This window comes from Neolewinella maritima (assembly GCF_923081025.1).
Lineage (GTDB): Bacteria > Bacteroidota > Bacteroidia > Chitinophagales > Saprospiraceae > Neolewinella > Neolewinella maritima.
The window spans coordinates 568,627-593,067 of record NZ_CAKLPZ010000002.1; the positions used below are offsets into that span (position 1 = coordinate 568,627).

Consider the following 24,441-nt stretch of genomic DNA (forward strand, 5'->3'; position numbering starts at 1 on the left):
ACCGCCATGCCCTCTTCCCCGGCCCCTCCGGCCTCCCCCCTCTTTGCTGACCGCGCCGACCTCGCCACGCTCCTGGCAGCCGCCCTGGATGAGTCCGTCCACTTTCTGGATACTGCTCCCAATCGACGCATCGGCACCATCAAGCCGCACGCAGAAGTGCTACCCGCCTACCAGTACCCGGGTAACCTGATCGGCCGTGGCACGCAGCTGGCCTTCGACACCGATTTCGGGGAGGGACAGGGCGCACTCAAGACGCTACGTCACTTCATCCGCCGCTACGATGACTATATCTGTGGGTCCACCACCCCCCGCTACCTGGGGTATGTGACCGGCGGAGTCACGCCGGCCGCCCTGGTGGGAGACTGGCTAGCCTCCGTATACGACCAAAATCCCCAGGGGCTCCGCTGGTTCGGAGATGCCTCCGCACGCATCGAACACAAGACCATCCACTTGCTGCAAGATCTACTGGGGCTCGATCGCAGCTTCAACGGGGGCTTCGTCACGGGAGCTACGGTGTCTAACTTCACCTGTCTGGGCGTAGCCCGGCAGTGGGCCGGCCGCCGCCTGGGTATCGATGTGGCGCGCGACGGAATGTCGCAGCGTATCCCCGTCCTCACCGCCACTCCGCACTCCTCGGCGGTCAAGGCGCTAGCGATGCTCGGTATGGGCCGGGCCAGTATCGTCGAGGTCGCTACTCTGCCCGGGCGGGAGGCCATGGACGTAGGCGATCTGGCCAAACAAGCCGCCTCGCTGGGTGACCGGCCCTTCATCGTCGTGGCCAGCGCCGGTACGGTCAATACGGCCGACTTCGACGACTTCCAGGCCATTCTCCGGCTCCGCGACCGGCACCCGTTCTGGCTCCACATCGATGGGGCCTTCGGAGGGTTTGCGAATTTGGCGGGGCCGCCGGTGCGGAGGGATTTGCTGGAGGGCTGGACCCAGGCCGACAGCATCACGGTAGACAACCATAAGTGGCTCAACGTGCCCTACGATAGCGGCACCTGGTTCGTCAAAAAGGAACACGAAAAGCTACAGGTCGAAGCATTTAAAAATGGCAACGCTCCCTACCTCGACGGTCCCCATGGCCACTTCAACTACCTCAACCTGGGCCCGGAAAACAGCCGGCGACTACGCGCCCTGCCCGTGTGGTTCACCATCCGAGCCTACGGTAAACCAGGCTACCGCGATATCGTCAAGCGCTGCGTCGACTCCGCCTTCGGGCTGGCGGAAAAGATTGTCGCCAGCGAGGAGTTCGAGCTGCTGGCCCCCGTGCGCCTGAACGTAGTGGCCTTCACCCTGAGTGGAAAGGACGATCCGGCTACGATCGATCGCTTCGCCCAATTGCTCAATAACAACGGTCGCTACTTCCTCACCCCCACCACGCTGTTTGGCCGTCGCGGACTGCGGGCGGCCTTCGTCAACTGGCAGGCTAGCCGGTCCATCACGCACCATCTCTTCCTGGAATTACGAGCGACGTTTGCCCAGCTAACCTTCGCACCTGCGGCCCCGCCCACGTCCTAGCGGGCAGTCCGCCGACTACTCACGATCTCATCTTCATTTATTCAACATACTACTATGCACTTCGAAACACTTCAATTACACGCCGGCCAGGAGGTCGATGAGGTAAGCCGCAGCCGCGCCCTGCCGCTCTACCAGACCACCAGCTTCACCTTCAAGGACAGCGAGCACGGCGCCAAGCTGTTCGGCCTGCAGGAGTTCGGGAATATCTATACCCGCATCATGAACCCCACGACGGACGCCTTCGAAAAGCGCATCGCCGCCCTGGAGGGAGGTGCCGCCGCCGTAGCTACCGCATCGGGACAGAGCGCGCAGTTCCTGGCCATCAACAACCTGGCCTCGGCCGGTGATAATATCGTCAGCAGCCCCTACCTCTACGGGGGTACCTACAACCAGTTCAAGGTCGCCTTTAAGCGCATCGGCATCGAGGTGCGCTTTGCGGAGAGTACCGACCCGGCCGATTTCGCCAAGCTGATCGACGAGAAGACCAAGGCCATCTACACCGAGACACTGCCCAACCCGAGCTTCCTGGTGGCCGACTTCGAGGGCCTGAGCGCCATCTGCAGTGAGTACGACCTGCCCCTGGTGGTCGACAACACCTTCGGCACCGGCGGCTACCTCTGCCGGCCCATCGAGCACGGCGCGCACATCGTCGTCGAGTCGGCCACGAAGTGGATCGGCGGACACGGCACCAGCATCGGCGGCGTGATCGTCGACTCGGGCACCTTCGACTTCGGCAACGGCAAGTACCCGCAGTTTACCGATCCCAGTCCGGGCTACCACGGCATGGTGTTCAATGACGTATTCGGTAAGGACGGCCCCTTCGGCAACATCGCCTTCGCGATCCGCGCGCGGGTGGAGGGACTGCGGGACTTCGGCCCCGCCGCCAGCCCCTTCAATGCCTGGATGTTCATGATCGGCCTGGAGACGCTGAGTCTGCGCGTAGACCGTCACTGCGAAAACGCCCTGGCCCTGGCCAAGTGGCTCGACCAGCACGACAAGGTGGAGAGCGTGAGCTACGCCGGACTGGAGGACCACCCCGGCCACGCCAACGCCAAGAAGTACCTGCGCAAGGGCGCTTTCGGCGCGGTGCTCAACTTCAACGTACGCGGCGGTAAGGAAGCGGCCACCAGGGTCGTCGACAGCCTCAAGCTCATCAGTCACCTGGCCAACGTAGGCGACGCCAAGACGCTCATCATCCAGCCCGCCGCCACCACCCACCAGCAGCTCAACGAGCACGAGCAGCGGGCCGCCGGCGTAGAGCCCAACGCCCTGCGCGTGAGCGTCGGTCTGGAACACATCGACGACATCAAGGCCGACCTCGAGCAGGCCCTGGCCCTGGTGGGCGAGCCGGTAGCTGCGTAGAAACGATGGACATCCCCTCCACCGACTACTTCCGCACGCTCTACGACACCCTCCACGGCGACAGGCCCTGGTACGGGACCGGCGTGGAAGAAAGTCTGGCTGCGATCCCCGAGGCCGACCTGCACGCGCGGGTCGGCCACCGCAGCATCACCCAGCTCCTGGGTCATATGCTGGCCTGGCGGCACGACCTGATCCGGCGACTGCACAAGCTACCCCGCGAGCGGATCGAGCTGAACAGTCCGCAGGACTGGCCCGACGCTACCGGAAGGACCAAAGTCGATTTTCTCAGGGAGTTCGCCGAAACCAAGCAGCTGCTGCAGGAGGGGCTGGCCGCCTTCGACACGACTAAGCTGCACGATAAGCTCCACCCCGACCACCCCTACACCAACGTACAGCTCCTGGAAGGGGGCGTGCTACACGACGTATACCACCTGGGCCAGATCAACCTGATCGCCGCCCTCCTCAACGGCCAGCGTGCCGCCGCAACCCCTTGACCAACTACCTCTACATCGACCGGCCCTTCCGACTGGAATCCGGTACCACGCTACCCCGCCTCACCGCCGCCTACCACACCTACGGTCGGCTCAATGCCGCGCGCGACAACGTGATCTGGATCTGCCACGCCCTCACCGCCAACAGCGACTGCCAGGACTGGTGGCCGGGACTGGTGGGGCCGGGCTGCACCATCGATCCCGGCCGCTTCTTCATCGTGTGCGTGAATATGCTGGGCAGTAGCTACGGCAGTACGAGTCCGCTGAGCCACAATCCAGAGACCGGCCGGACCTACGGGCTCGACTTCCCCCTCATCACCACCAAGGACAATGCCCGCTTCTTTTCCCTGGTCGCCGACCACCTGGGGGTGCGCGGCATCCGACTGCTGATGGGTGGGAGTATGGGCGGACAGCACAGCCTGGAGTGGGCCTGCGCCGAGCCCGAACGCTTCGACCTACTCTGCGTACTGGCCACCAACGCCCGCCACTCCCCCTGGGGCGTGGCCTTCAATGAAAGTCAGCGCATGGCCCTGCGCGCCGACCCCACCCTCGGCACCGATGCGCCGGATGCGGGCAAGGCCGGCTTGGAAGCAGCTCGTGCTATTGCCATCCTCAGTTACCGGCACTACCGTACGTATGCGGGTACGCAGTCTGAGCCGGACGACGCCACCTACGACGACTTCCGGGCCAGTAGCTATCAGCGCTACCAGGGATATAAGCTGTGGAAACGCTTCGATCCGGTCTGCTACTACGGCCTCTCCCGCGGCATGGATACCCACAACGTAGGGCGCGGACGCGGGGGCGTAGCCCGTGCACTGAGTGCAGTGACGGCCCCCACACTGGTCATCAGTATCGACACCGACCTGCTGTTCCCGATCGAGGAGCAGGGCATCCTGAGCCGCTACATCCCGAACAGCCGGCTCGAAGTGATGCACAGCGATTACGGCCACGATGGTTTCCTGACCGAGTCGGTCAAGATCGGTGAGTTTCTGGCCGACTTCCTGAACGATCAGCTCCGCATCGATGCCACCACCAAGCGGGCCTTTACGGACGGACTGACCGGCCGCAAGTTTGCCGTGCCCGGCTCCGAGGAAGTATAAGGCTAGGGCGTTCCACCGATGACGCCGCGGATGTTCCAGTTGACGGTCTCACCGGGGTTGATGGTGCCGAAGCTGGTCCAGTCCGGATTGGTAGACAGCAGTAGGCGATCGCCATTGGGACTGTAGGTACGACCCGCGTCGCAGCCGACGCTCTGGGGCTCGCCCTGGGCCAGGGTGACCTCTACGGCTAGCCAGAGTCCGTCGCCGGTGATCTCTATTCCGGGCAGCAGGCGGTCTTCGTTCCACTCGGTGGTGGTGACGCGGCCGGTGATGTCGCGGCGGTACAGCTCGGCCCCGGGGGTGCGGTCATCGGGCCCCTCCCCGTATACGACGATGCTGGTCGCCTGGGGGATACGGGTAAGGTAGAAGCGGACCCGCTCCAGCGTGCGGCCGCGGAAGGGCTCGGTCTGGGCGGGCGGGAAGTAAGCCGCGAATACATTCGTACCGGGGGGGAGCTGGGGGGCGGTGAAGTTGGGTCCGTCGTAGTTGAGCTCGATGGTCGCCGTGGGACCATCCTCGTCGTCTTCGCCGCAGCCACTCCAAAAGATCGCGCAGCTCAGCAAAAGAAGGAGTAGGGTAGTGGGTTTCATGGCAGCAGGGATTTGACCGGCAAGTTCGGGGATAAGACGCGGCTGGGAAAGGTCCGGTTGCTTAAGGTTGTGCTAAAGTGGGTGGTGGGAGCGATCTTGCGGCGTGTCTCACCCCAATAGGGAAATCCTCCGCCTGGCCCTGCCCAATATTCTGAGCAACGTCTCCGTGCCGCTGATCTCCAGCTTCGATACGGCGCTGATGGGCGGACTGGGCGGTACCCACATCGCCGCCGTCGGTCTGGGCAGCATGGCCTTCAACTTCGTGTACTGGAACTTCGGCTTCCTGCGTATGGGTACGACCGGCCTCACCGCCCAGGCCTTCGGGCGACAGGACGGCCAGGGACAGGTACAGACCCTCCTGCGCGGTGCCCTGCTGGCTCTGGCGATCGGCCTGGTGCTGGTCCTGCTGCAGACCCCCCTGGTACGCTTCACCGAGTGGCTGCTCAACATCCGCACCGACCAGCTCGCCCTGGTGGAGGACTACTTCTTCATCCGCATCCTCGCCGCACCGGCCGCGCTGCTGCAGATGGTGCTGCTGGGCTGGTTCTTCGGGCGGCAGAACGCGGTCTGGCCCCTACTACTCACCCTGGTCGTCAACGCCGCCAACCTGGTCCTGAGCTATTACCTGGTGGCCTACCTCGGCTGGGGCATCGCCGGGGTGGCCTGGGGCACGGTGGCCGCCCAGTACCTGGGTCTGCTGCTGGGACTAAGCCTGCTGGTCTACGGCCGCTACCGCAGCGCGCAATGGCCGCTGTCCTGGCGCAGCGTACAGTCGGTCCTGCGGGGACAGGAAGCAGACACGGCAGTGAGCCTGCTGGCCTTTTTCCGCATCAACCGCGACATCTTCATCCGCACGGTCTGCCTTACACTGAGCTTCGCCTTCTTCTACAACCGCGCCAATGCCCTGGACGTAGGCACGTCCACCGTAGCGGCCAACGTGATCCTCCTGCAGCTCGTCAACTGGCTTAGCTACGGCGTAGATGGCTTCGCCTTTGCCGCCGAGAGCCTGGTGGGCAAGTACGCAGGCGCCGGCAAGCGGGATCAACTCCAGCGGGTAATTCGCCTGCTCTTTGCCTGGGGCATGGGTCTGGCCGTAGTGTACGCGCTGGTCTACTGGATCGGCGACCGCTACCTCCTGGCCCTATTCGCCCCCGAGGGGAGCGCGGCCGATACCCTGGCCGTTGCACTGCACTACCTGCCGGTGCTCGTCCTCTTCTGCCTGCTGGCCACGCCCTGCTACCTCTTCGACGGCATCTTCGTGGGCCTGACCGCGGCGCGCGCCATGCGGCAGACCATGCTCTACGCCTTCGCCGGCTACCTGCTGAGCTACTACCTGCTGGGGCAGCACTACGGCAACTGGGGCCTGTGGGGCAGCCTGCTGTTCTTCATGGTCCTCCGGGCGGGCATGCAGTGGATCTGGTGGCGACGGGGGTTAGTGGGGTAGTTCTGTAGTCTTGTAGTGCTGTAGTCACCCAATACAGAACCATAGAACTACCGAACTACAGTACTACAGTACCTTGCGTCCCATGCCGTACTCCTCCATTGCCGCTACGCAGGCTGCCCTCACCGCCGGAGATACTACTACCGTACAGATCGTCGAGCGGTACCTGGCCAGCATCGGCGACCAGCGCTACCTCAATATCTACGTGGAGGTATTCGCCGACGAGGCACTGGATCAGGCCAAAGAACAAGACGGGCGGCGCAGCGCAGGTGCGAAGCTGGGCAAACTGGCCGGGGTGGTGATCAGCATTAAGGACGTCATCTGCTATGCGGGTCACGGCGTGAGTGCGGGCTCGGCGATGCTGGAACACTTCGTCTCGCCCTACACCGCTACGGCCCTCCAGCGGCTGCTCGACGAGGATGCCATCGTGATCGGCCGCACGAATTGCGACGAGTTCGCCATGGGCAGCGGCAATGAGAACAGTCACTACGGCCCTACGCGCAATGCCGCCGATCCGGCCCGGGTACCCGGGGGGAGCAGTGGGGGAGCGGCCGTTTCCGTGCAGGCCGGTACCTGTCTGCTGGCCGTCGGCTCCAGCACGGGTGGCTCGGTGCGGCAGCCGGCCTCCTTCTGCGGCGTGTACGGTTTCAAGCCCACCTACGGGCGCATCAGTCGCCACGGCCTGATCGCCTACGGCAGCAGCTTCGATCAGATCGGCCTGCTGGCCCGTGACCCCGCCGATATCGCCCTCGGCCTGGAGCTCATCGCCGGAGCGGACAACTTCGACGCCACCGCCCCCAACAAGCCGATCCCGCTCTATAGTCAGGCTAGCAGCGAGGGACCGAAGCGGATCGCCTACTTCGCCGACCTGCTGGAGAGTGACGCGCTAGATCCCGCCATCCGTGTGGCTACGGCCGGGGCACTTCAGGCACTCCGGGAGCAGGGGCACACGACCCACGCGGTGACCTTTGATTACTTCGACTACGTCGTACCTACTTACTACGTGCTCACGACGGCCGAGGCCAGCTCTAACCTGAGCCGCTTCGACGGGATGCGCTACGGCTACCGTAGTCCGGAGGCGGATACGCTGGAAGAAACCTACCGTATGAGCCGCTCGGAAGGGTTCGGGACCGAGGTGCAACGCCGGATCCTGCTGGGGACTTTCGTGCTCAGCAGTGGCTACTACGATGCCTTCTACGGCAAGGCGCAGCGGGTGCGGCGGGTGATCCAGGAGCAGCTGCGGGGCATCCTGGCGGCGCACGACTTTATCCTGATGCCGGTCTCGCCGCACCTGCCCTGGCACGTCGGCGAGCAGCTCGACGATCCGGTCGCCAACTACCTGGCCGATGTGTATACAGTACTGGCCAATCTGGCCGGACTGCCCGCCATCGCCGTGCCTACGGAGCCGGCAGCGGACAGCCACCTCCCCGTCGGCTACCAGCTCATGGCCGATCTGTGGCAGGAGGAGGCGCTGCTGGCCTTTGCCCGGCAGACAAAAAAATAGCGGCGCGCCCGAAGGCACGCCGCTAAGTACAATACGTCGTTGATACAAGGCTTATTCCGGTACGGTCAGGGTGCCGTCCTGGGCCTTCTGGGTCAGTTCTTCATTGGCTTCGATGCTCACCTCTACGCGGCGGTTGGCTTCACGGCCGGCGTCGGTATCATTGGTGGCGACGGGCCGGGTCTCCCCGTGGCCGGTGACCACGAAGCGGGTGCGGTCTACGCCGAGCTCGGCCAGGTAGTCGGCTACGCTGGCAGCGCGCTGCTCGCTCAGGCGTTGGTTGCTGGCCTCACCACCTACACTATCGGTGTGGCCGTCGATGGTCACGGTGGTTTCGGGGTACTTGGTGAATACCTTGGCCATACGCTGTAGCTCGATGCGGCTGGCGTCGGTCAGGGCATACTTGCCGAAGCCGAAGAGCACGCCGCTGTCGAAGGTCACGACGATACCAGTGGTGGTGGAGTCACCGTTCTCATCTACGCCGACTACGCGATCGACCTGGGCACCGGGGATCTCTTCTTCGATCTCCTCGGCCTGCTTGTCCATGTACTTGCCGATCACGGCACCTGCGGCCCCGCCCACGACCGAGCCGATGATGGCGCCCTTGGTGCCGCTGCCGTTGTTCTTGCCGATGACGCCTCCGATCACGCCGCCGGCTGCTCCGCCTACAGCGCCGCCCTTGACGGCCCGGCTCGTGTTACAGCCTACCGCGAAGACGAGCATCAACGCGACGAGAAGGAAGGAAATGGATTTGCTTATAATTTTCATACTTGCTTTGGTTAGGGGGTTTTCCTACCTCCTAGAACCCGTTCCGACAGGTGCATGTTTGGTCGCCGATTTGTTGGCATCCGCCACTAGGTCGGCTACGATACGTGCAGAGAGCAGGCAGAGGGGAAGGCCGCCGCCGGGGTGCACGCTACCGCCGAGGAAGTACAGCCCGTCGATCCGGCGGCTGAAGTTGGGGTGACGCAGGAAGGCAGCCATGCGACCGTTGCTGCTGCTGCCGTAGAGCGCGCCCTGGTGGCTGCCGGTGAGTGACTCGATGTCGGGCGGGGTGACAATGCGCTCGGCCGTGATGTGCCGGGCTAGCCAGTCAGGCGTATCCGCGGAGGGAGCAAGTTGCGCGGACAGCATCGCGATAATCTGCTGGCGCAGCGCGGCGACCAGCGTATCCCAATCATGCCCGGTATGGGCCGGCGCGTTGACCATCACGAACCAGTTCTCGTGACCGGCCGGTGCGTCTTCGGGTACGTACTTGCTGCTAATGTTGACGTAGACGGTCACATCGTCACTGAGGGTGCCGCCCTCCAGGCTGGCGAACTCCCGGGCGTAGTCTTTGCTGAAGAAGATGTTGTGCAGACCCAGCTCCGGGAAGCTGCGGTCGATGCCCCAGTAGAAGATGACGGCACTGCTACTCTTCTGCTGCTTCAGGGTGATGGCGGGGCGCTTGGCCCCGGAGAGCAGGCGGTCGTAGGCTAGCCAGACGTCCATATTACAGACTACGGTATCGTAGGCTACTTCCTCGCCGTTTACCTGAATACCCTGTACCCGTGACCCTGCCTGCCCTCTCCCCCGGCCCCTCTCCATAGGAGAAGGGAGTAAGATCTGCTCCACCCGCGTACCGAAGTGGTAGCGTACGCCGAGCCGCTCGCCCAGGGCATGGACGCTCCGGGCGATGTCATACATACCCCCCGCCGGCAGGTAGGCACCGAAGTGGTGCTCGAAGTGAGGGATCATGCTCAGCAGGCCGGGGGCCTTGTACGGATTGCTGCCATTGTAGGTAGCGAAGCGGTCGAAGAGCTGGACCAGGCGGGGATCCCCGAGGGCGGCCTCGTGGACGTCGTGCATGCTACGGAACAGGTCCAGCCCCGGAATCTTGAGCATGGCGTAGGCGACCTGGGGATCTAGCCAGGTGCTGACCTTGTGGAGGCTCTTTTCAAGGAAGGTGCGGCCGGTAAGGGTGTACTTGCGGGCGGCCGTGTCCATGAAGTCGCGCATGGCCTGCTCGGGTACGTCGAAGGTCTGGGCGACCTGCCGGACGAGGTCTTCGGTGCTGGCCGGGGCGGTGAAGCGGGTGCCGTCCGGCCACCAGTAGCGGCAGACTTCCGGCAGCCGGGTATAGTTGAAGTGATCGCGGGGATCCTCGCCGGCCAGCGTGAAGAGCTCGTCTACGTACTGCGGCATGGTGAATAGCGAGGGGCCGAAGTCGAAGCGGTAGCCCCCAGGCAGGGAGAACTGGTTGAGCTTGCCGCCGGGGCCGGCGTTGGTCTCGTAGACATCTACGGTGTGGCCCGCCACGGCTAGGCGAACGGCGGCGGCCAGTCCCGCAATACCCGCTCCGATGACGGCAGTCTTCATGTGGGGGGAAACCCTGGGGCCGCCAAAGGGTTTATCCTTCTTGCAGTGCGTCCACTCCACCGCTTGCTCCCCGATAGCTATCGGGGTGGGCAAGAGGAAAGTCCGGGCAACGCAGGGCACCACGCCGGCTAACGGCCGGGGCCCTTCTTCGGAAGGGTACGGAATAGTGCCACAGAAAGTGTACCGCCCCGCCCGACCCGGTCGGACGGGGTAAGGGTGAAAACGTGGGGTAAGAGCCCACGCCGTCGGGTAGTAATACGCGGTGGAGGTAAACCCCGTGGGTTGAAATACCAAACAGCGTTCCCTCCGCAGCTTCGGCTCGTGGAGACGGCCGGCCCGGTCGCAGTCCAGGAACGCGGGTAGGTAGCTCGAGCCCGGGAGTAATCCCGGGCCTAGATAAATGGTGGAGCGTCCTCTGCGGAGGGCCGACAGAACCCGGCTTACCGGAACGCGCTGCGGAGGTCCCGTTCTCTTCGGAGGGCGGGGCCTTTTTTAAGCACGGAGGACACGGATGTGGGGCACGGAATAAGGAGCAGTGCGTAGCTTGGAGGAATGGGACCAGGTATGCGGATGGTTTGCTGGAGTGTCTGTGCGCTCGTTTTGGGGTGTGGGGCACCGGCGGAGGAGGAGGCACCAAAGCAGTCCGGGGAGCCGATGAATGTGGTATTTATCCTAGCGGACGACCTCGGCTACCACGATCTGGGGGCTACGGGCTCTACGGTTTACGAGACACCTAATCTGGACCGACTGGCGGCCGGTAGTATCCGGTTTCAGCAGGGATATGCGGGGAGCCGGGTGTGCAGTCCGTCACGGGCCACGCTGCTGCTGGGGCAGTACACGGCTACGCACGGGATCACGGACTGGATCGGGGCACGACAACAGGAAGACTGGCGCAAATCCGGTCGCCACACCACCCACCTGTCCGCGGGCTACGTCTGGGAGCTGCCCCACGAGGCTACCTCGCTGGCGGAGGCTTTTCGGGAGTCGGGCTACCGTACCTTTTTTGCTGGCAAGTGGCACCTGGGCAGCGAGGGCAGTATGCCGACCGATCACGGTTTCGAGGTTAATGTGGGGGGCAACAGCAGGGGCTGGCCGGCCGGCGGCTACTTCGATCCCTACGAGAATCCCGAACTGCCCGACCGGCGGCCAGGGGAGAACCTCTCCATGCGACTGGCCGACGAGACGAAGGACTTCATCGTAGCCCGGCGCGATACCCCCTTCTTTGCCATGCTGAGCTTCTACGCGGTGCACGGTCCGGTGCAGACCACCGAGGCGCGCTGGCGGCACTACCGCGACAAGCTCGTAGCCGGTGGCGTAGCCGATCGGGGTTTTGCACTGGAGCGGCGCTTCCCGATCCGCACCCAGCAGGACGATCCCACCTACGCCGGCCTGGTCACGCAGATGGATGAAGCCGTTGGCCTGGTGCTTGATGCGCTGGATAGCCTCGGGATCGCGGAGCAGACCATCGTCGTATTCACCTCCGACAATGGCGGCGTAGCGAGTGGGGACGACTACGCCACCAGCAACCTGCCCCTGCGCGGTGGCAAGGGCTACCAGTGGGAGGGGGGCACGCGCGAGCCCTTCTTCCTGCGGGTGGGCGACCGCTACACCGCCCGGGATGTGGAAGCCCCGGTCACGGGTGCCGATCTGTACCCTACGCTCCTGGCGCTCACCGGTAGTCCGGTCACGCCCGAGCAGGAGATCGAGGGCAGGGACCTGACCCCCCTGATCGAGGGGGAGGACTGGCCCTACCGCTACCTCTACTGGCACTACCCACACTACGGCAATCAGGGCGGCGATCCCAGTTCCGTGATCCGCTACGGCCACTGGAAGCTCATTCACTACTGGGAGGATGACCACGATGAGCTGTACCACCTGGGGCGCGATCCGGGGGAGCAGCAGGATGTGGCAGCGGACCATCCCGAGGCAGTAATAAGTCTCCAGGCCGAGCTGCTCAGCTTCCTGCTGCAGCGTAAGGCGCAGGTTCCGTATGCTGACGTGCGGTACGATGCAGCGGCAGCGGCCGGTCGGCAGCGCTTCTATCGCGACACCTTACTCGCCCGCCTGGAAGCGGAACGGATGGACATGCTGCGGGAGGACTGGCAGCCTAACGCGGACTGGTGGGGGAGTAGGTAGGGGCCGCGGCCGCGGGTGCGGGGGTGGTGCCGAAACATCTGCACGTACCTTAGCCTCCTATTCAGACTAGCGTGGTCCGTAGAGCAATCAGCTTACGTATCGGCAGCGCACCTAATTAATTTAGTTGATCATATGAAGATTTTCTACTCCCTATTTGCTTTACTGGCGACTGGACTGCTGCACGCGCAGGCGCCCACCGATGCACCTCCCACGCCTACCCGGCCTGCGGAAGACGTTATTTCCATTTTTAGCGACAGCTACGATGACATTACGCTGAATACGCTGTCTGCCGAATTTGGCAAGACCACCTTTACCGAGGTGACCATCGCGGAAAATGCCGTGCTCAGTTACGCAGACCTGGACTTTGCCGCCATCGAGATGAAGGACGAGAATGCTATCGACCTGATGGAGGCCGAGATCACCCACCTGCACATCGACTTCTGGTCATCTAACAGCACCTCCTTTTCGGTTAAACTTGTCGACTTCGGCGGAGACGGCTACAATGCACCCGGTGGTAACGATACCGAAGCGGCCGTAACCCGTACCCCGGCCCAGGGCGAGTGGGTCAGTCTCGACTACCCCATCAGCCAGTTTGCCGGTCTCAATACGACCGATATCAGCCAGCTGATCATCTCCAGTCTGCCGACCGCTACCAGCACGGTGTACCTCGATAACATCTACTTCTACAGTGGTGGCGAGACGACCGGTACCACTGACCTCGACCTGCCCGTCACCTTCGAGGACGAAGACGTGACCTACAATCTGGTCGACTTCGGCGGAGCAGCCTCACAGATCATCACCGATCCGACGGACGAAGACAATATGGTCGCAGAGACCATCAAGACCGCCGGTGCGGAGACCTTCGCGGGTACGACCGTGACCCTGGATATGGGTGGAAGCCCCAATGATCCCGGTTTTGCCACGGCCATTCCCTTTACCACTACCGCCACCACCATGATGGTACGCGTATGGTCGCCCACCGTAGGCACCCCCGTGCTGCTAAAGGTAGAAGACAGCGCCGATGCGACCAGAAGCGTAGAGACCCTGACGTCTACGACCGTAGCGATGCAGTGGGATACCCTGACATTCGACTTTGCCGACGAGGCCCCCGGAACGGCCGTCCTGAACCTGAATTTCAGCTACAACAAGCTGTCGATCTTCTTCGATTTCGGTACCGTACCGGCGGAAGCGGCCACGTACTACTGGGATGACGTCATGTTCGGCCAGAGCGGTGGTACTGACCCAGGCGGTGAAGCTGCCCCCCTCGTCGCAGCCCCTATGCCTATGATCAGCGCCGACAGTGTACTGTCGCTCTTCAGCGGTGCCTACGACGACGTACCCGTCGATACCTGGCGGGCTGGGTACAGCCAGTCTGGCTATTCCGAGGTACTGGTAGAGGAAGACAGTGTAAAGCTGTACAGCAATCTGGACTTCGCCGGTATCGAAACGGTCGGAGACAATGCCCTGGACCTGACGGGCTACACCACGCTGCACGTCGACTACTGGTCGTCAGACCTGGATACCTTCCGTATCAAGCTCGTCGACTTTGGCATGGATGGCTTCGATAACGGTACGGATACTGAGTTCGAGATCCCCTTCCAGGTCACCCAGAATGCCTGGACGAGCCTGGATATTCCCCTGACCGATTTCGTGGGGATGAATCTTACGGACATCAACCAGATCATCATCTCCGCCCTGCCTACGGGTGCGGGTTCGATCTACCTCGACAACATCTTCTTCTATAAGGAGTCCACTACGGGCACCCGCCAGCCCGTGGCCGGTGTACTGACCGCCTACCCCAACCCGGTAGATGACGTGGTCGTAGTGACTGCTCCGCAGGTGATGGACCGTATCCTGCTGTATGACGCCGCTGGTCGCACCGTAGCGAACTACACGGTAGGCTCGGATCGTTTCGCGCTACCCATGGGTCAGCTGCGTGCCGGACTCTACGTAGCGATCGCCAGCACCCGCGACGGACAGTTCGTAGTAAAGCTGCGCAAGAACTAAGCGGATCGCTGACCTTCTGAAAGAAAAAGAGCAGACCGACTATACGTCGTGTCTGCTCTTTTTTATTGGGGGGAGTCCGGTGCTACAGGGTATTTGGCTTCACTTTACCGCCTTCCAGTTGTGGCTTGTCTTTGTGCTGCACGATCATCATGCGGCAGGGTTTGCCGTCGAGGGTGCCGGACTTGTGTCCTTTTTCACCCTTGGTGCCCTGATCGGCACCGAAGCTGAGTTCGCCGGTGCGCATTTCTACGCGGGTGCCATCCATGGTCTCGACCCACCAGCCGCCGCTGAGGGGGATGATCCACTGGGGGGCGGGGTTTTCGTGCCAGTCGCCGTCGAAGTCGGCCGGTAGCTCACTGAAGATGATCTGGGTGGCGCCCTTGGTGAGCTTGTTGTTCCACTGCTCACCGGAGCCGCCGCCCATGCTTTCGAGTTCGAAGTCGGTGAGCTGCTCCTTTTTCTGCTTGCTTATGCCGTCTTGGTCGGTATAGACGTGCCAGTAGGGGATGGAGGGTTTTTGCTTGTTGGCCATAATGTATTTTCTTGCTGCAACCCGGCTTTTTCATGCTTTGTTGCGGAGCGGATGCCGTACGGTATACCCTTCGCACCGGCGGTTGCGCCCCCCTGTAATGCCTGCTGCGCGACTAACGGTCCGACAGCGGTCTAATGCGCCGCAGGTGCTCTACCTTCGCCGGCATGATCGCCTACGTAAAGGGTACCGTTGCCCACAAGAACCCCTCCTTTGTCGTCATTGAAGCCGGGGGGATCGGCTACCACGTCAACATCAGTCTGTACACCTACACCAAGATCGAGGGGGCCGAAACGGTCAAGCTGCTGACCCACTTCCACGTGAAGGAGGACCAGCAGACGCTGTTTGGCTTCTACGAGGAGCAGGAGCGCAACCTGTTTCGGTTGCTGATTTCGGTCAGCGGGGTGGGCCCGGCTACGGCCCTGGTGGTGCTATCGAGTATGAACGCGGACGAGCTGCGGGCGGCCGTGATCGGCGAGGATGTGGGGACGATCCGCAAGGTGAAGGGGATCGGGCCGAAGACGGCCCAGCGCATCATTCTGGACCTCAAGGACAAGATGATCAAGGACGGGGGAGATTCGCCGACAATGCTTTCGGTGCAGAGCAATACCCTTCGGAGCGAGGCGTTATCTGCCTTGGTTAACCTGGGCTTTGCCCGACCGGCCGTGCAGCGCGCGCTGAATCGGGTACTGGCCGCCCGGCCCGATACGGCTACGCCGGAAGATTTGATTAAGCTTGCCCTACGGGAGTTATCCTCCTAGGGGAGGCCGCTTTTTATTCTAACTACACACTCGCTGCCTGCTCTGCCCACCGGGGGGTTCAGGAAGGATTGCATCGTATGAACAAGACACTGCTGCTACTTTGCACTGCCCTGCTTTCGTTTGGATTTACCTACGCCCCCTACCGTACGGCCGCCGACGCAGTGGCCAGCCAGCGCAGTAACCACCTAGCACAGCCCTTCGACGCGATCCTCTACGATACGCTGCCCCCCCTGCGCGACCGCACGGGAGACTTCATCACCGACCCCAACACCAACCCGGTCGACCTGAACGACCCCTCCGGCGTAGAAAAGACGGTCGAGTACGACCCCGCCACCGGCCGCTATATCGTGCGCGAGCGCCTGGGCGACATCGATTTTCGTCCGCCGACCTACCTGACCTTCGACGAGTACTTCGAGTACCGCGCCAAAGAGGACCAGCGCAAGTACTTCAATAACCTGGCCGGAGTGGGTAACCCCGATGACCAGATCAGCATCGGTGATCCGCTGGCCGACATCGAGATCGACCCCGACCTGATCAACAACCTCTTCGGGGGCACCGAGATCAGTATCCAGCCGCAGGGTAGCGTGGACCTCAGCTTCGGACTCAACTACCAGTACCAGGATAACCCCTTCATCGTGGAGCGCTTCCGGCGCAACACGATCTTCGATTTTGACATGGACATTCAGATGAACGTGACCGGCCAGATCGGGGACAAGCTCAAGCTGAACACCAACTACAACACCGGGGCCAACTTCAACTTCGATAACCAGATCAAGCTGGACTACAACAGCGAGGCCTTCGGGGAGGACGATATCATCCGCAAGATCGAGGCGGGTAACGTGAGTCTGCCGCTACGGGGCACGCTGATCGAGGGGGCGCAGTCGCTCTTCGGCATCAAGACCGAGCTACAGTTTGGTCACCTGCGCCTGACGGCCATCGCCAGTCAGCAGCGGTCGCAGCGCGAAAAGCTCACCATCGAGGGCGGCAGTCAGCTGGCGCAGTTCGAGGTGTACGCCGACGAGTACGACGAGAACCGCCACTTCTTTCTGAGCCACTACAACCGCGACGTCTACGAGGAGGCCCTGGAGAACCTGCCGCAGATCAATACGCTGTTCCACCTGGAGAACATCGAGGTCTGGATCACCAACGACCGCAACGAGGTATTCGACGTGCGCGACATCGTGGCCTTTGCCGACCTCGGCGAGCCCACCCGGCTCACGAATCCGAACGCCGTACAGCAGTTCCCCACGCCCCGCTACCAGGAGATCTGTGACGGCCGTCCGCTGCCCGAGAACGGAGCCAACGACCTGTATGGCCGCCTAGTTGCCCAGGGGGAGAACCTGCGCGACATCGACCGGACGGTAGCCGTACTGCAGGGCGCCCAGTTCCGCCTGGAGCAGATCCGCGACTTCGAGAAGATCTCGGCGCGTAAGCTGAGTCCGCGGGAATACACCGTGCACCCCGAGCTGGGCTTCATCAGCCTGAACATCAACGTGCAGCCCGATCAGGTAGTGGCCGTATCGTACCGCTACAAGTACAACGGTAACATCTTCAAGGTGGGTGAGCTATCGGTGAATACGGACAACAGCAGCGCCGATACCAGCAACTTCTCCAACCAGGTGCTCTACACCAAGCTGCTCAAATCGTCCACCCAGCGCGTGAGCGAGCCGGCCTGGGACCTGATGATGAAGAACGTCTACTCCCTGGGTGCTTACCAGGTGGGGCAGGAGGACTTCCGGCTGGATATCCAGTATGAGAATCCCGGACAGGGCTTCCAGCGCTTTCTGCCGGTGGATGTCTCCCTGCCCGGCAGCAATTCGTTCATCCCCGGGGTACCTCTGATCCGGGCCTTCAACCTGGACCGGCTGAACACCCAGGGCGATCCCCAGCCCGACGGGGTGTTCGACTTCGTGCCGGGTATCACCATCGAGCCGCAGACCGGCCGGGTGTACTTCCCGGTACTGGAACCCTTCGGTAGCGACCTGGCCCAGCGGCTGCAGCCGGAGGACGCGCCCCGCTTCGTGTATCAGGAGTTGTACGATTCTACGCTCTTTCAGGCGCGGGAATTTCCGGAAAAGAACCGCTTTGCGATCCGGGGTAGTTATAAGTCTTCGGTGCAGTCGGAGATCAGTCTGGGAGCTTTTAACATTCCGCCCGGATCGGTGCGGGTGACGGCCGGCGGGGCTCTGCTCGTAGAGGGGCGGGACTATACCGTAGACTACAGTACGGGCCGCGTGCGTATCCTGAACGATGCTATTCTCAGTTCGGGCGTGCCGGTGGACGTGAGCTTCGAGGATAATACCATCTTCAGTCTGCAGACCAAGACCATGCTGGGCCTGCGGGCCGACTACGAGGTCAACGATAACCTGGCCGTCGGTGGCACATTCATGCAGCTCTTCGAGCGGCCCTTTACCCAGAAGGTCAATATCGGGGAGGACCCCATCAACAACCGCATCTACGGCTTCGACGCCACCTACAACAAGCCCTCCGGCTGGCTGACCCGCACGCTGGATAAGCTACCGCTGTTCAGTACCAACGCCCCCTCCAACGTGAGCGTGACGGCGGAAACGGCCATCCTCGATCCCGGTCACAGCCGGGCCATCAATCTGAGCCGCGACGAGAAGGGCGGCATCGTGTACCTGGATGACTTCGAGGGCACGGCCAGCCCCATCGACCTGATGACGCCGGTGCAGCGCTGGTACCTGGCCTCCGTGCCGCAGAACGATGCCCAGAATAGCAACCCACTATTTCCGGAATCTAGCCTGACTGGCCTAGTCACCGGAGCCAACCGCGCCGCGCTGAGCTGGTACCGCATCGACCTGGATGCGCGACAGGAGTCGTCGGGCGATAATCAGAACGTGTACACCAGCAATGTGCCGCAGCAGGAGGTGTTTCCTAATCTCGACCTGCGGGGCGGACTGCGGGGCAACCTGTTCTTTACCTTCGATATGGCCTTTTACCCCGGCGAGCGGGGGCCGTATAACTTCGATACGCAGGAGGGCTTTCCCGGCTTTACCGCGGGGGCCTTTCCCGATCCGGGGGATCCGCTGGCGCCCGTGAAGCTGCTCGATCCGGCCAGCCGCTGGGGGGGTATCATGCGGGAGATGACTACGACCGACTTCCAGTCGTCCAACATCGAATTCGTAGAGTTCTGGATGCTCTCGCCCTTCCTCGATCCCAGTAATGCCCGGCAGGCTGCACCCAATGCATCGGATAAGGAGGGTACGCTGTACTTCAACCTCGGTAACGTCAGTGAGGACATCCTGAAGGACAGCCGGAAATTCTTCGAGAACGGTCTGCCTACGCCGATTAACCGGAGTCGGCCGGTAGATGAGACCCCCTTCAGTCGCGTACCCGTAGCCCAGCAGATCACCCAGGGTTTCGATAACGATCCGGAGAGCCGGCGGGCACAGGATGTGGGACTGGACGGCTCCGACGATGCCCGCGAGCGGGAGAAGTTTGCCGACTACCTCAACAACTTCCAGGGTACGGTGCGGGAGCGGCTCGACGAGGACCCCTCCAATGACAACTTTTTCTACTTCAATGACGAGACGCGCTACCCGGACAACACCAGTCTGCTGACGCGCTACAAAAACTTCAATAACACCCAGGGCAACTCGGCGGCCAACGAAAACTCGTCGACCAACCTGCGGCGGTCCGCCACCAACCTGCCCGACGACGAGGACCTCAACCAGGACAATACCCTCAACGAGTCGGAAAGCTACTTCCAGTACGAGATCCCCCTGGTGCAGTCGCGTACCGACCCCCGCGAGATCGACCGGGAGGCTACGCCCTTTATCACCGACCGGATCGAGGACGTGCAGAACACCGGCCGCATCTGGTACCGCTTCCGGATCCCCCTGAACACCGATCAGAAGACAGCCGTGGGGGGCATCCAGGACTTCCGGTCCATCCGCTTCATGCGCATGTTCATGACGGGCTTCCAGGCGCCGACCGTGCTGCGCTTCGCCGAGTTCGAGCTGGTGCGCAACAGCTGGCGGCGCTACACCCGCGACCTGGTCAATACGCCCGTGATCGGAGGCGAGGAGAACACGGAATTCAACATCGACGCGGTCAATATCGAAGAGAACAGCCGTCGGCAACCCTTCAACTACGTGCTGCCCAACGGGATCCGCCGGGAGCAGAGCATCGGAGTGGTCAACCTGCTGCAGAACGAGCAGTCGCTGGCCCTCAAGGTGCAGAACCTGCAGCCCAGCGATAGCCGCGCTGTATTCAAGTACACCGAGACCGACCTACGGCTGTACGAGGACCTGAAGATGTTCGTCCACGCCGAGGCCGCCGGACAGAGCCGCATCCAGCGCCCCGAGGACGGGGAGCTGCGGCTGTTCCTGCGGATGGGCTCCGACTTCGAGCAGAACTACTACGAGTACGAGGTGCCCCTGGCGATCTCGGATACCGTGGGGCTGGCCGGACTGGACCGTAACAGCCGCGCCTACGCCGATTCGGTATGGCTACCGCAGAACGAAGTACAGCTCCCCCTGGAGATCCTGCGCGACCTCAAGCTCGAGCGTAACAACAATAACGTGGCCAGCGACGCTACTTACTCCCAGGTGTACTCCCCCTCCGAGGGCGTGGACCATACCATCCGCATCCGGGGTAATCCTAATCTGGGCTTCGTGAAGGTCTTCATGATCGGCGTGCGCAACCAGGAGGATCTGGACAACAATGGTATCAGTGCCGAAGTGTGGGTCAACGAACTGCGCCTGGAGGGGCTCGATGAGCGGGGCGGGGTAGCCGCCATTGCGCGGGCCGATATCCAGTTGGCCGATCTCGGTAACCTGACCGCCGCGGTCAACTACAGTAGTGTAGGCTTCGGTGCGCTCGATAACAGCTTGCTGCAGCGCAACCGCTTCCAGACGGCCGGCTACGACTTCGCGACCAATCTGAGCATGGACCGCTTCCTGCCCACCCGCTGGGGTGTACGGCTGCCCGTGTACCTGCAACACAGTAAGCAGACCAGTACGCCGGAGTACGACCCCTACGACTACGACCTGCGGCTAAAGGACAAGATCGACCGGGCCGAAACCCGCGAGGCGCGCGACAGTATCCGCGAGCAGGCGCAGGAGATCAATAAGATCACCGCCATCAACTTCAACAACGTAGGCATTGCACCCGCGACCCGCCGCACGAAACCCAGTCCCATCGACCCGGCCAACTTCAGCGTCAGCTACGGCTACACGAAGAACGAGCGCAGCGATCCTTACATCGAATCGGAGATCATCCGCGACCACACCGGTGCGCTGGACTACACCTTCGCCCGCGCGGCCCCGAAGAGTATCGAGCCGTTCAAGGGGCTACAGAGCAAGTACCTGCGGCTGCTGAGCGAGTTCAACTTCAACCCCCTGCCGAACAGCATCAGTATCACCAACATCATCAACCGCAGCTTCGCGACGACGAGCTACCGCTTTGCCGGGGTGGACGAGCGCTTCAATACGTTCTTCAACAAGCGCTTCATCTGGAACCGCAGCTACGACATGCAGTGGAACCTGACGCGCAGCCTGCGCCTGGGTCTCAATGCCAACATGAATACGACCATCGACGAGCCGGACGAGAACGAGCTGGTGCTGCTGCCCGCGGATGAGGCCAAGAGCATCCGGCGCGACAGCATCTGGAATAACGTGCTCAATGGCGGCCGACCCAAGCAGTACAACCACACCCTGAACCTGAGCTACCAGCTGCCGCTGCGCTTCCTGCCCTTCCTCGATTTCCTGGACGTGCGCACCCAGTATCTGGGCACCTATGCCTGGGCCGCCGCGCCGCTTTCGGTGCAGGAGTTAGGTCTGGGTAACCTGATCCAGAACAGCCAGCAACGGCAGATCACGGCTGACCTCAACTTCGAGCGCTTCTACGACCAGATCCCTTTCCTCAAGCCCTTTAATCAGTCCAACCGCCGCCGTGCGCCCACCCGCCGGCCGGGGCAGTCAGGAGAAGAAGAGCCGGAGGCCAGGCCGGCCGGTAGCAGGACGAAGACCTTCGTGCGGCCCCTGCTGGCCCTGCGCCGTGCGCGCTTCAATTATAGTGAGGACTTCACGACGGTCATACCGGGCTTCCTGCCCGAGCCCGCCCTGCTGGGGCTCAGCGATGGGTTCAGTAGTCCGGGCTGGGGATTTGTGGCGGGACTACAGCCGCAGATCCGTACCCTCGAGGTGGACCAGCGGCAGAGCGACCAGGACTACCTCAACGAGCTGGCCCTGGACGGGGACATCAGCAGTAGCCTGAAGCTGAGTCAGGACGTGATCCAGAACTACACCAAGCGCTGGGATGCCAACGCGATCGTCGAGCCGTTCACCGATTTCCGGCTGGAGCTGACGATGGACCGCGCCTTCACCGAGAACTATACCGAAACCTTCAAGGTGCAGGAAAAGGGCATCGACTCGCCCTTCGAGCACAGCGTACCGGTGCGGGACGGCTCGCTCACCTTCAGCAATGGCGGCGCGCTGAGCCTGTTCAATCAGGACACGACCGATCTGGACGCGCTGTTTTCCACCTTCGAGGCCAACCGGCTCATCGTGAGTCAGCGGCTCGGCGGCACGATACCCCACGCCGATCCCGACCTGGCCGCCCAGGGCTATACCTTCGGCTACGGTCCGAACCAGCAGGACGTGCTGCTACCGGCCTTCCTGGCGGCCTACCGCGACGAGGACGCCAACGACGTGAAGCTGGATCCCTTCGGCTTGCGGGGCGCGCCCAACTGGCGACTCACCTGGAGCGGTCTGGACCGCGTGGGCGGACTAGGCGATATCTTCCGCCGCGTCAATATTACCCACGGCTTCCAGTCTACCTTCAGTATTAGCAGCTACGGTACCAGCCTGGACTACCTCGATGCCCTGGAGCAGGCCACCGCGCCGCAGTTCGTGGGCTACGATACGGTGAGCCTCAACTACTTCCCGCGGCTGGAGGTGCCCAACATCTCCGAGTCCAAGGCCTTCGCTCCGCTGCTGGCCATCGATGCCGAGCTGATCAATGGCCTGTCCATCAACTTCGCCTACACCAGCAACGAGACCCGCAGCATCAACGTGGTGGGCAAGCTGCTGTCCGAAGCGGTGGGCAAGGAGATCATCGGTGGCTTCGGCATCGTGCTCCAGGACGTGCAGATCGGATTCCTACAGGGCAACCAACGCACCCGCGACCCCGCCCCTAGTGCGACGCCGCAGAACAACCGCCGGGGCAACAGCCGCTCCGGGGGCCGCCTGAACGTGAGCGATCTGGACATCCAGTTCAACATCAGCCTGCGGGACAATAAGGTGTACGCCCGACGGCTGTCCATCGAATCACGCGAGCCGGTGGAGGGTAGCCGGATCTTCACCCTGGCCCCCTCGGTGGAGTATCAGCTCAACCAGCGGCTGAGTCTGCGGGCCTTTCTCGACTACCGGAAAACGACGCCCTTCAACTCGCTCGGCTTCCCGCAGACGGCGGCCAGCGGGGGCATTGTCGTGCGCTTCCAATTGAACTAGAACGGCTCGATTGCCGTACTACGGTACTACCGATTGATCCTACCGACCCCCCTGACCATCTTACATGTCTAGCCCCCAATTTTACCCGCTTCGCGTAGCCCGTATTCAGCCGGAAACCAACCAGGCCGTGAGCGTGTACTTCGAAGTGCCGGCCTCCGACCAGACCGCCTTTCACTACCGTGCCGGCCAGTACCTCACGCTGCGCTTCACCATCAACGGTAAGGAGGAGCGCCGCGCCTACAGCATGTGCTCCGCACCCCACGACGACGAGCTGGCCGTAACCGTCAAGCAGGTCAAGGGCGGTAAGGTGAGCAACCACATCGCCAGTGACCTGAAGGCCGGCGACACGGTGGACGTGATGCCCCCCATGGGCCGCTTCCTGGCCGAAGTAGACCCCGCCGCCCGCCGCCGCTACTACCTCTTCGGGGCCGGCAGCGGCATCACGCCCCTGATGTCGATCCTACGCACCGTACTGGAACACGAGCCCAAATCGGAGGTGATCCTCCTGTACGGCAACCGCGACGAAGACAACATCATCTTCGAAAGCCAGCTCCAGCAGCTACAGCAGCGCTATGCCGGTCAGCTGACCGTGGAGCATATGCTGTCGCGACCCAAGAAGTACGCCACCAAGGGACTCAAGGGCCTGTTCAAGCGCAGCACCACCCGCTGGGAGGGGGCCAAGGGACGGATCGACCGTAAGGCGCTGACCAAGTTCCTGCAGCGTTACCCCGTGCCCACCTTCGACTGCCGCTACTACATCTGCGGTCCCGGGCAAATGATCGACAATGTAGAGGCCGCCCTGCTGGGCCACGGCGTCGACGACAAGCTGATCCACGTCGAACGCTTCGGCCCCGCCACTACGACCACTGAGACGACCGATGGCAGCCAGGGCGGCACCGTGCACGTCAAGCTGGACAAGGAGGAGTTCAGCATCGAGCTGAAGTCCGGTCAGTCTATCCTTGACGCTCTGCTGGAGGAGGGTAAGACCCCCCCGTACAGCTGCCTGGCCGGTGCCTGCTCCACCTGCATGGCCCGCGTGGAGAGCGGCGGCGTGAAGATGGACGTCTGCTACGCCCTCGACGACAGCGAAGTGGAGGAAGGCTACGTACTCACCTGCCAGGCCCACCCCACAACCCCCGAGGTCACCGTAGACTTCAACGTATAGCTAC

Annotated in this window: 15 protein-coding genes and 1 other RNA gene; 12 read left to right on the forward strand and 4 right to left on the reverse strand. The window is 62.5% G+C overall.

Translation table 11 applies throughout. The features are described 5' to 3' along the window. The first annotated feature begins 6 nt into the window (after positions 1 to 6). The 4 genes from MJQ68_RS10760 to MJQ68_RS10775 are packed head-to-tail and all read left to right on the forward strand — an operon-like array spanning position 7 to position 4,474. A complete protein-coding gene (locus MJQ68_RS10760) occupies positions 7 to 1,521 on the forward strand; it encodes a pyridoxal phosphate-dependent decarboxylase family protein (protein WP_238751112.1) in 1,515 nt (504 codons plus the stop codon). Positions 1,522 to 1,575: 54 nt separating this feature from the next. After that, entirely contained in the window at positions 1,576 to 2,883 is a 1,308-nt protein-coding gene (locus tag MJQ68_RS10765) for an O-acetylhomoserine aminocarboxypropyltransferase/cysteine synthase family protein (protein WP_238751113.1), read from the forward strand. Positions 2,884 to 2,888: 5 nt separating this feature from the next. After that, complete coding sequence (locus MJQ68_RS10770; protein WP_238751114.1) at positions 2,889 to 3,377, forward strand: DinB family protein; 489 nt, start codon at positions 2,889 to 2,891, stop codon at positions 3,375 to 3,377. After that, positions 3,374 to 4,474 (forward strand): homoserine O-acetyltransferase family protein, encoded by a 1,101-nt coding sequence (locus tag MJQ68_RS10775; RefSeq protein WP_238751115.1) that lies wholly within the window; start codon positions 3,374 to 3,376, stop codon positions 4,472 to 4,474. Before MJQ68_RS10770 ends, MJQ68_RS10775 begins: the two co-directional genes overlap by 4 nt. A 2-nt stretch (positions 4,475 to 4,476) precedes the next feature. Here MJQ68_RS10775 and MJQ68_RS10780 read toward each other — a convergent pair whose 3' ends face one another. After that, entirely contained in the window at positions 4,477 to 5,064 is a 588-nt protein-coding gene (locus MJQ68_RS10780; protein WP_238751116.1) for a hypothetical protein, read from the reverse strand. Between the two features lie 103 nt (positions 5,065 to 5,167). Here MJQ68_RS10780 and MJQ68_RS10785 point away from each other — a divergent pair, with 103 nt between their 5' ends. Next, on the forward strand, positions 5,168 to 6,508 hold the full coding sequence (locus MJQ68_RS10785; protein ID WP_238751117.1) for an MATE family efflux transporter: 1,341 nt from the start codon (positions 5,168 to 5,170) through the stop codon (positions 6,506 to 6,508). A gap of 82 nt (positions 6,509 to 6,590) precedes the next feature. Next, entirely contained in the window at positions 6,591 to 8,009 is a 1,419-nt protein-coding gene (gatA, locus tag MJQ68_RS10790) for an Asp-tRNA(Asn)/Glu-tRNA(Gln) amidotransferase subunit GatA (RefSeq protein WP_238751118.1), read from the forward strand. A 51-nt stretch (positions 8,010 to 8,060) separates the two neighbouring features. On the opposite strand, the gene MJQ68_RS10795 is transcribed toward gatA, so the two are convergent. Further along, on the reverse strand, positions 8,061 to 8,774 hold the full coding sequence (locus MJQ68_RS10795) for an OmpA family protein (RefSeq protein ID WP_238751119.1): 714 nt from the start codon (positions 8,772 to 8,774) through the stop codon (positions 8,061 to 8,063). Between the two features lie 24 nt (positions 8,775 to 8,798). Next, complete coding sequence (gene crtD / locus MJQ68_RS10800; protein WP_238751120.1) at positions 8,799 to 10,364, reverse strand: 1-hydroxycarotenoid 3,4-desaturase CrtD; 1,566 nt, start codon at positions 10,362 to 10,364, stop codon at positions 8,799 to 8,801. A gap of 43 nt (positions 10,365 to 10,407) precedes the next feature. On the opposite strand from crtD, the gene rnpB reads away from it, so the two are divergent. The 3 genes from rnpB to MJQ68_RS10815 all read left to right on the forward strand — a co-directional run bounded on the left by rnpB (position 10,408) and on the right by MJQ68_RS10815 (position 14,507). Continuing rightward, positions 10,408 to 10,824: RNase P RNA component class A (rnpB, locus tag MJQ68_RS10805), an RNA gene on the forward strand. Positions 10,825 to 10,928: 104 nt separating this feature from the next. Further along, on the forward strand, positions 10,929 to 12,500 hold the full coding sequence (locus tag MJQ68_RS10810; protein ID WP_406612905.1) for a sulfatase: 1,572 nt from the start codon (positions 10,929 to 10,931) through the stop codon (positions 12,498 to 12,500). A gap of 132 nt (positions 12,501 to 12,632) precedes the next feature. Beyond that, positions 12,633 to 14,507, forward strand: coding sequence for a T9SS type A sorting domain-containing protein (locus tag MJQ68_RS10815; RefSeq protein WP_238751122.1), 1,875 nt, complete (start codon positions 12,633 to 12,635; stop codon positions 14,505 to 14,507). A gap of 82 nt (positions 14,508 to 14,589) precedes the next feature. Here the strand turns inward: MJQ68_RS10815 and MJQ68_RS10820 are convergent, their stop codons facing one another. Next, on the reverse strand, positions 14,590 to 15,039 hold the full coding sequence (locus tag MJQ68_RS10820; RefSeq protein WP_238751123.1) for a cupin domain-containing protein: 450 nt from the start codon (positions 15,037 to 15,039) through the stop codon (positions 14,590 to 14,592). Between the two features lie 164 nt (positions 15,040 to 15,203). Here MJQ68_RS10820 and ruvA point away from each other — a divergent pair, with 164 nt between their 5' ends. The 3 genes from ruvA (at position 15,204) to MJQ68_RS10835 (ending at position 24,437) form a co-directional block, all read left to right on the forward strand. Beyond that, the gene (gene ruvA, locus MJQ68_RS10825) at positions 15,204 to 15,797 is read left to right on the forward strand and encodes a Holliday junction branch migration protein RuvA (protein ID WP_238751124.1); all 594 of its coding nucleotides are present in this window, start codon (positions 15,204 to 15,206) and stop codon (positions 15,795 to 15,797) included. A 77-nt stretch (positions 15,798 to 15,874) separates the two neighbouring features. Then, positions 15,875 to 23,272: a T9SS outer membrane translocon Sov/SprA gene (sov, locus tag MJQ68_RS10830; RefSeq protein WP_238751125.1), complete on the forward strand. Its 7,398-nt coding sequence runs from the start codon at positions 15,875 to 15,877 to the stop codon at positions 23,270 to 23,272. A gap of 64 nt (positions 23,273 to 23,336) precedes the next feature. Further along, complete coding sequence (locus tag MJQ68_RS10835) at positions 23,337 to 24,437, forward strand: ferredoxin--NADP reductase (RefSeq protein ID WP_238751126.1); 1,101 nt, start codon at positions 23,337 to 23,339, stop codon at positions 24,435 to 24,437. Positions 24,438 to 24,441 lie beyond the last annotated feature (4 nt).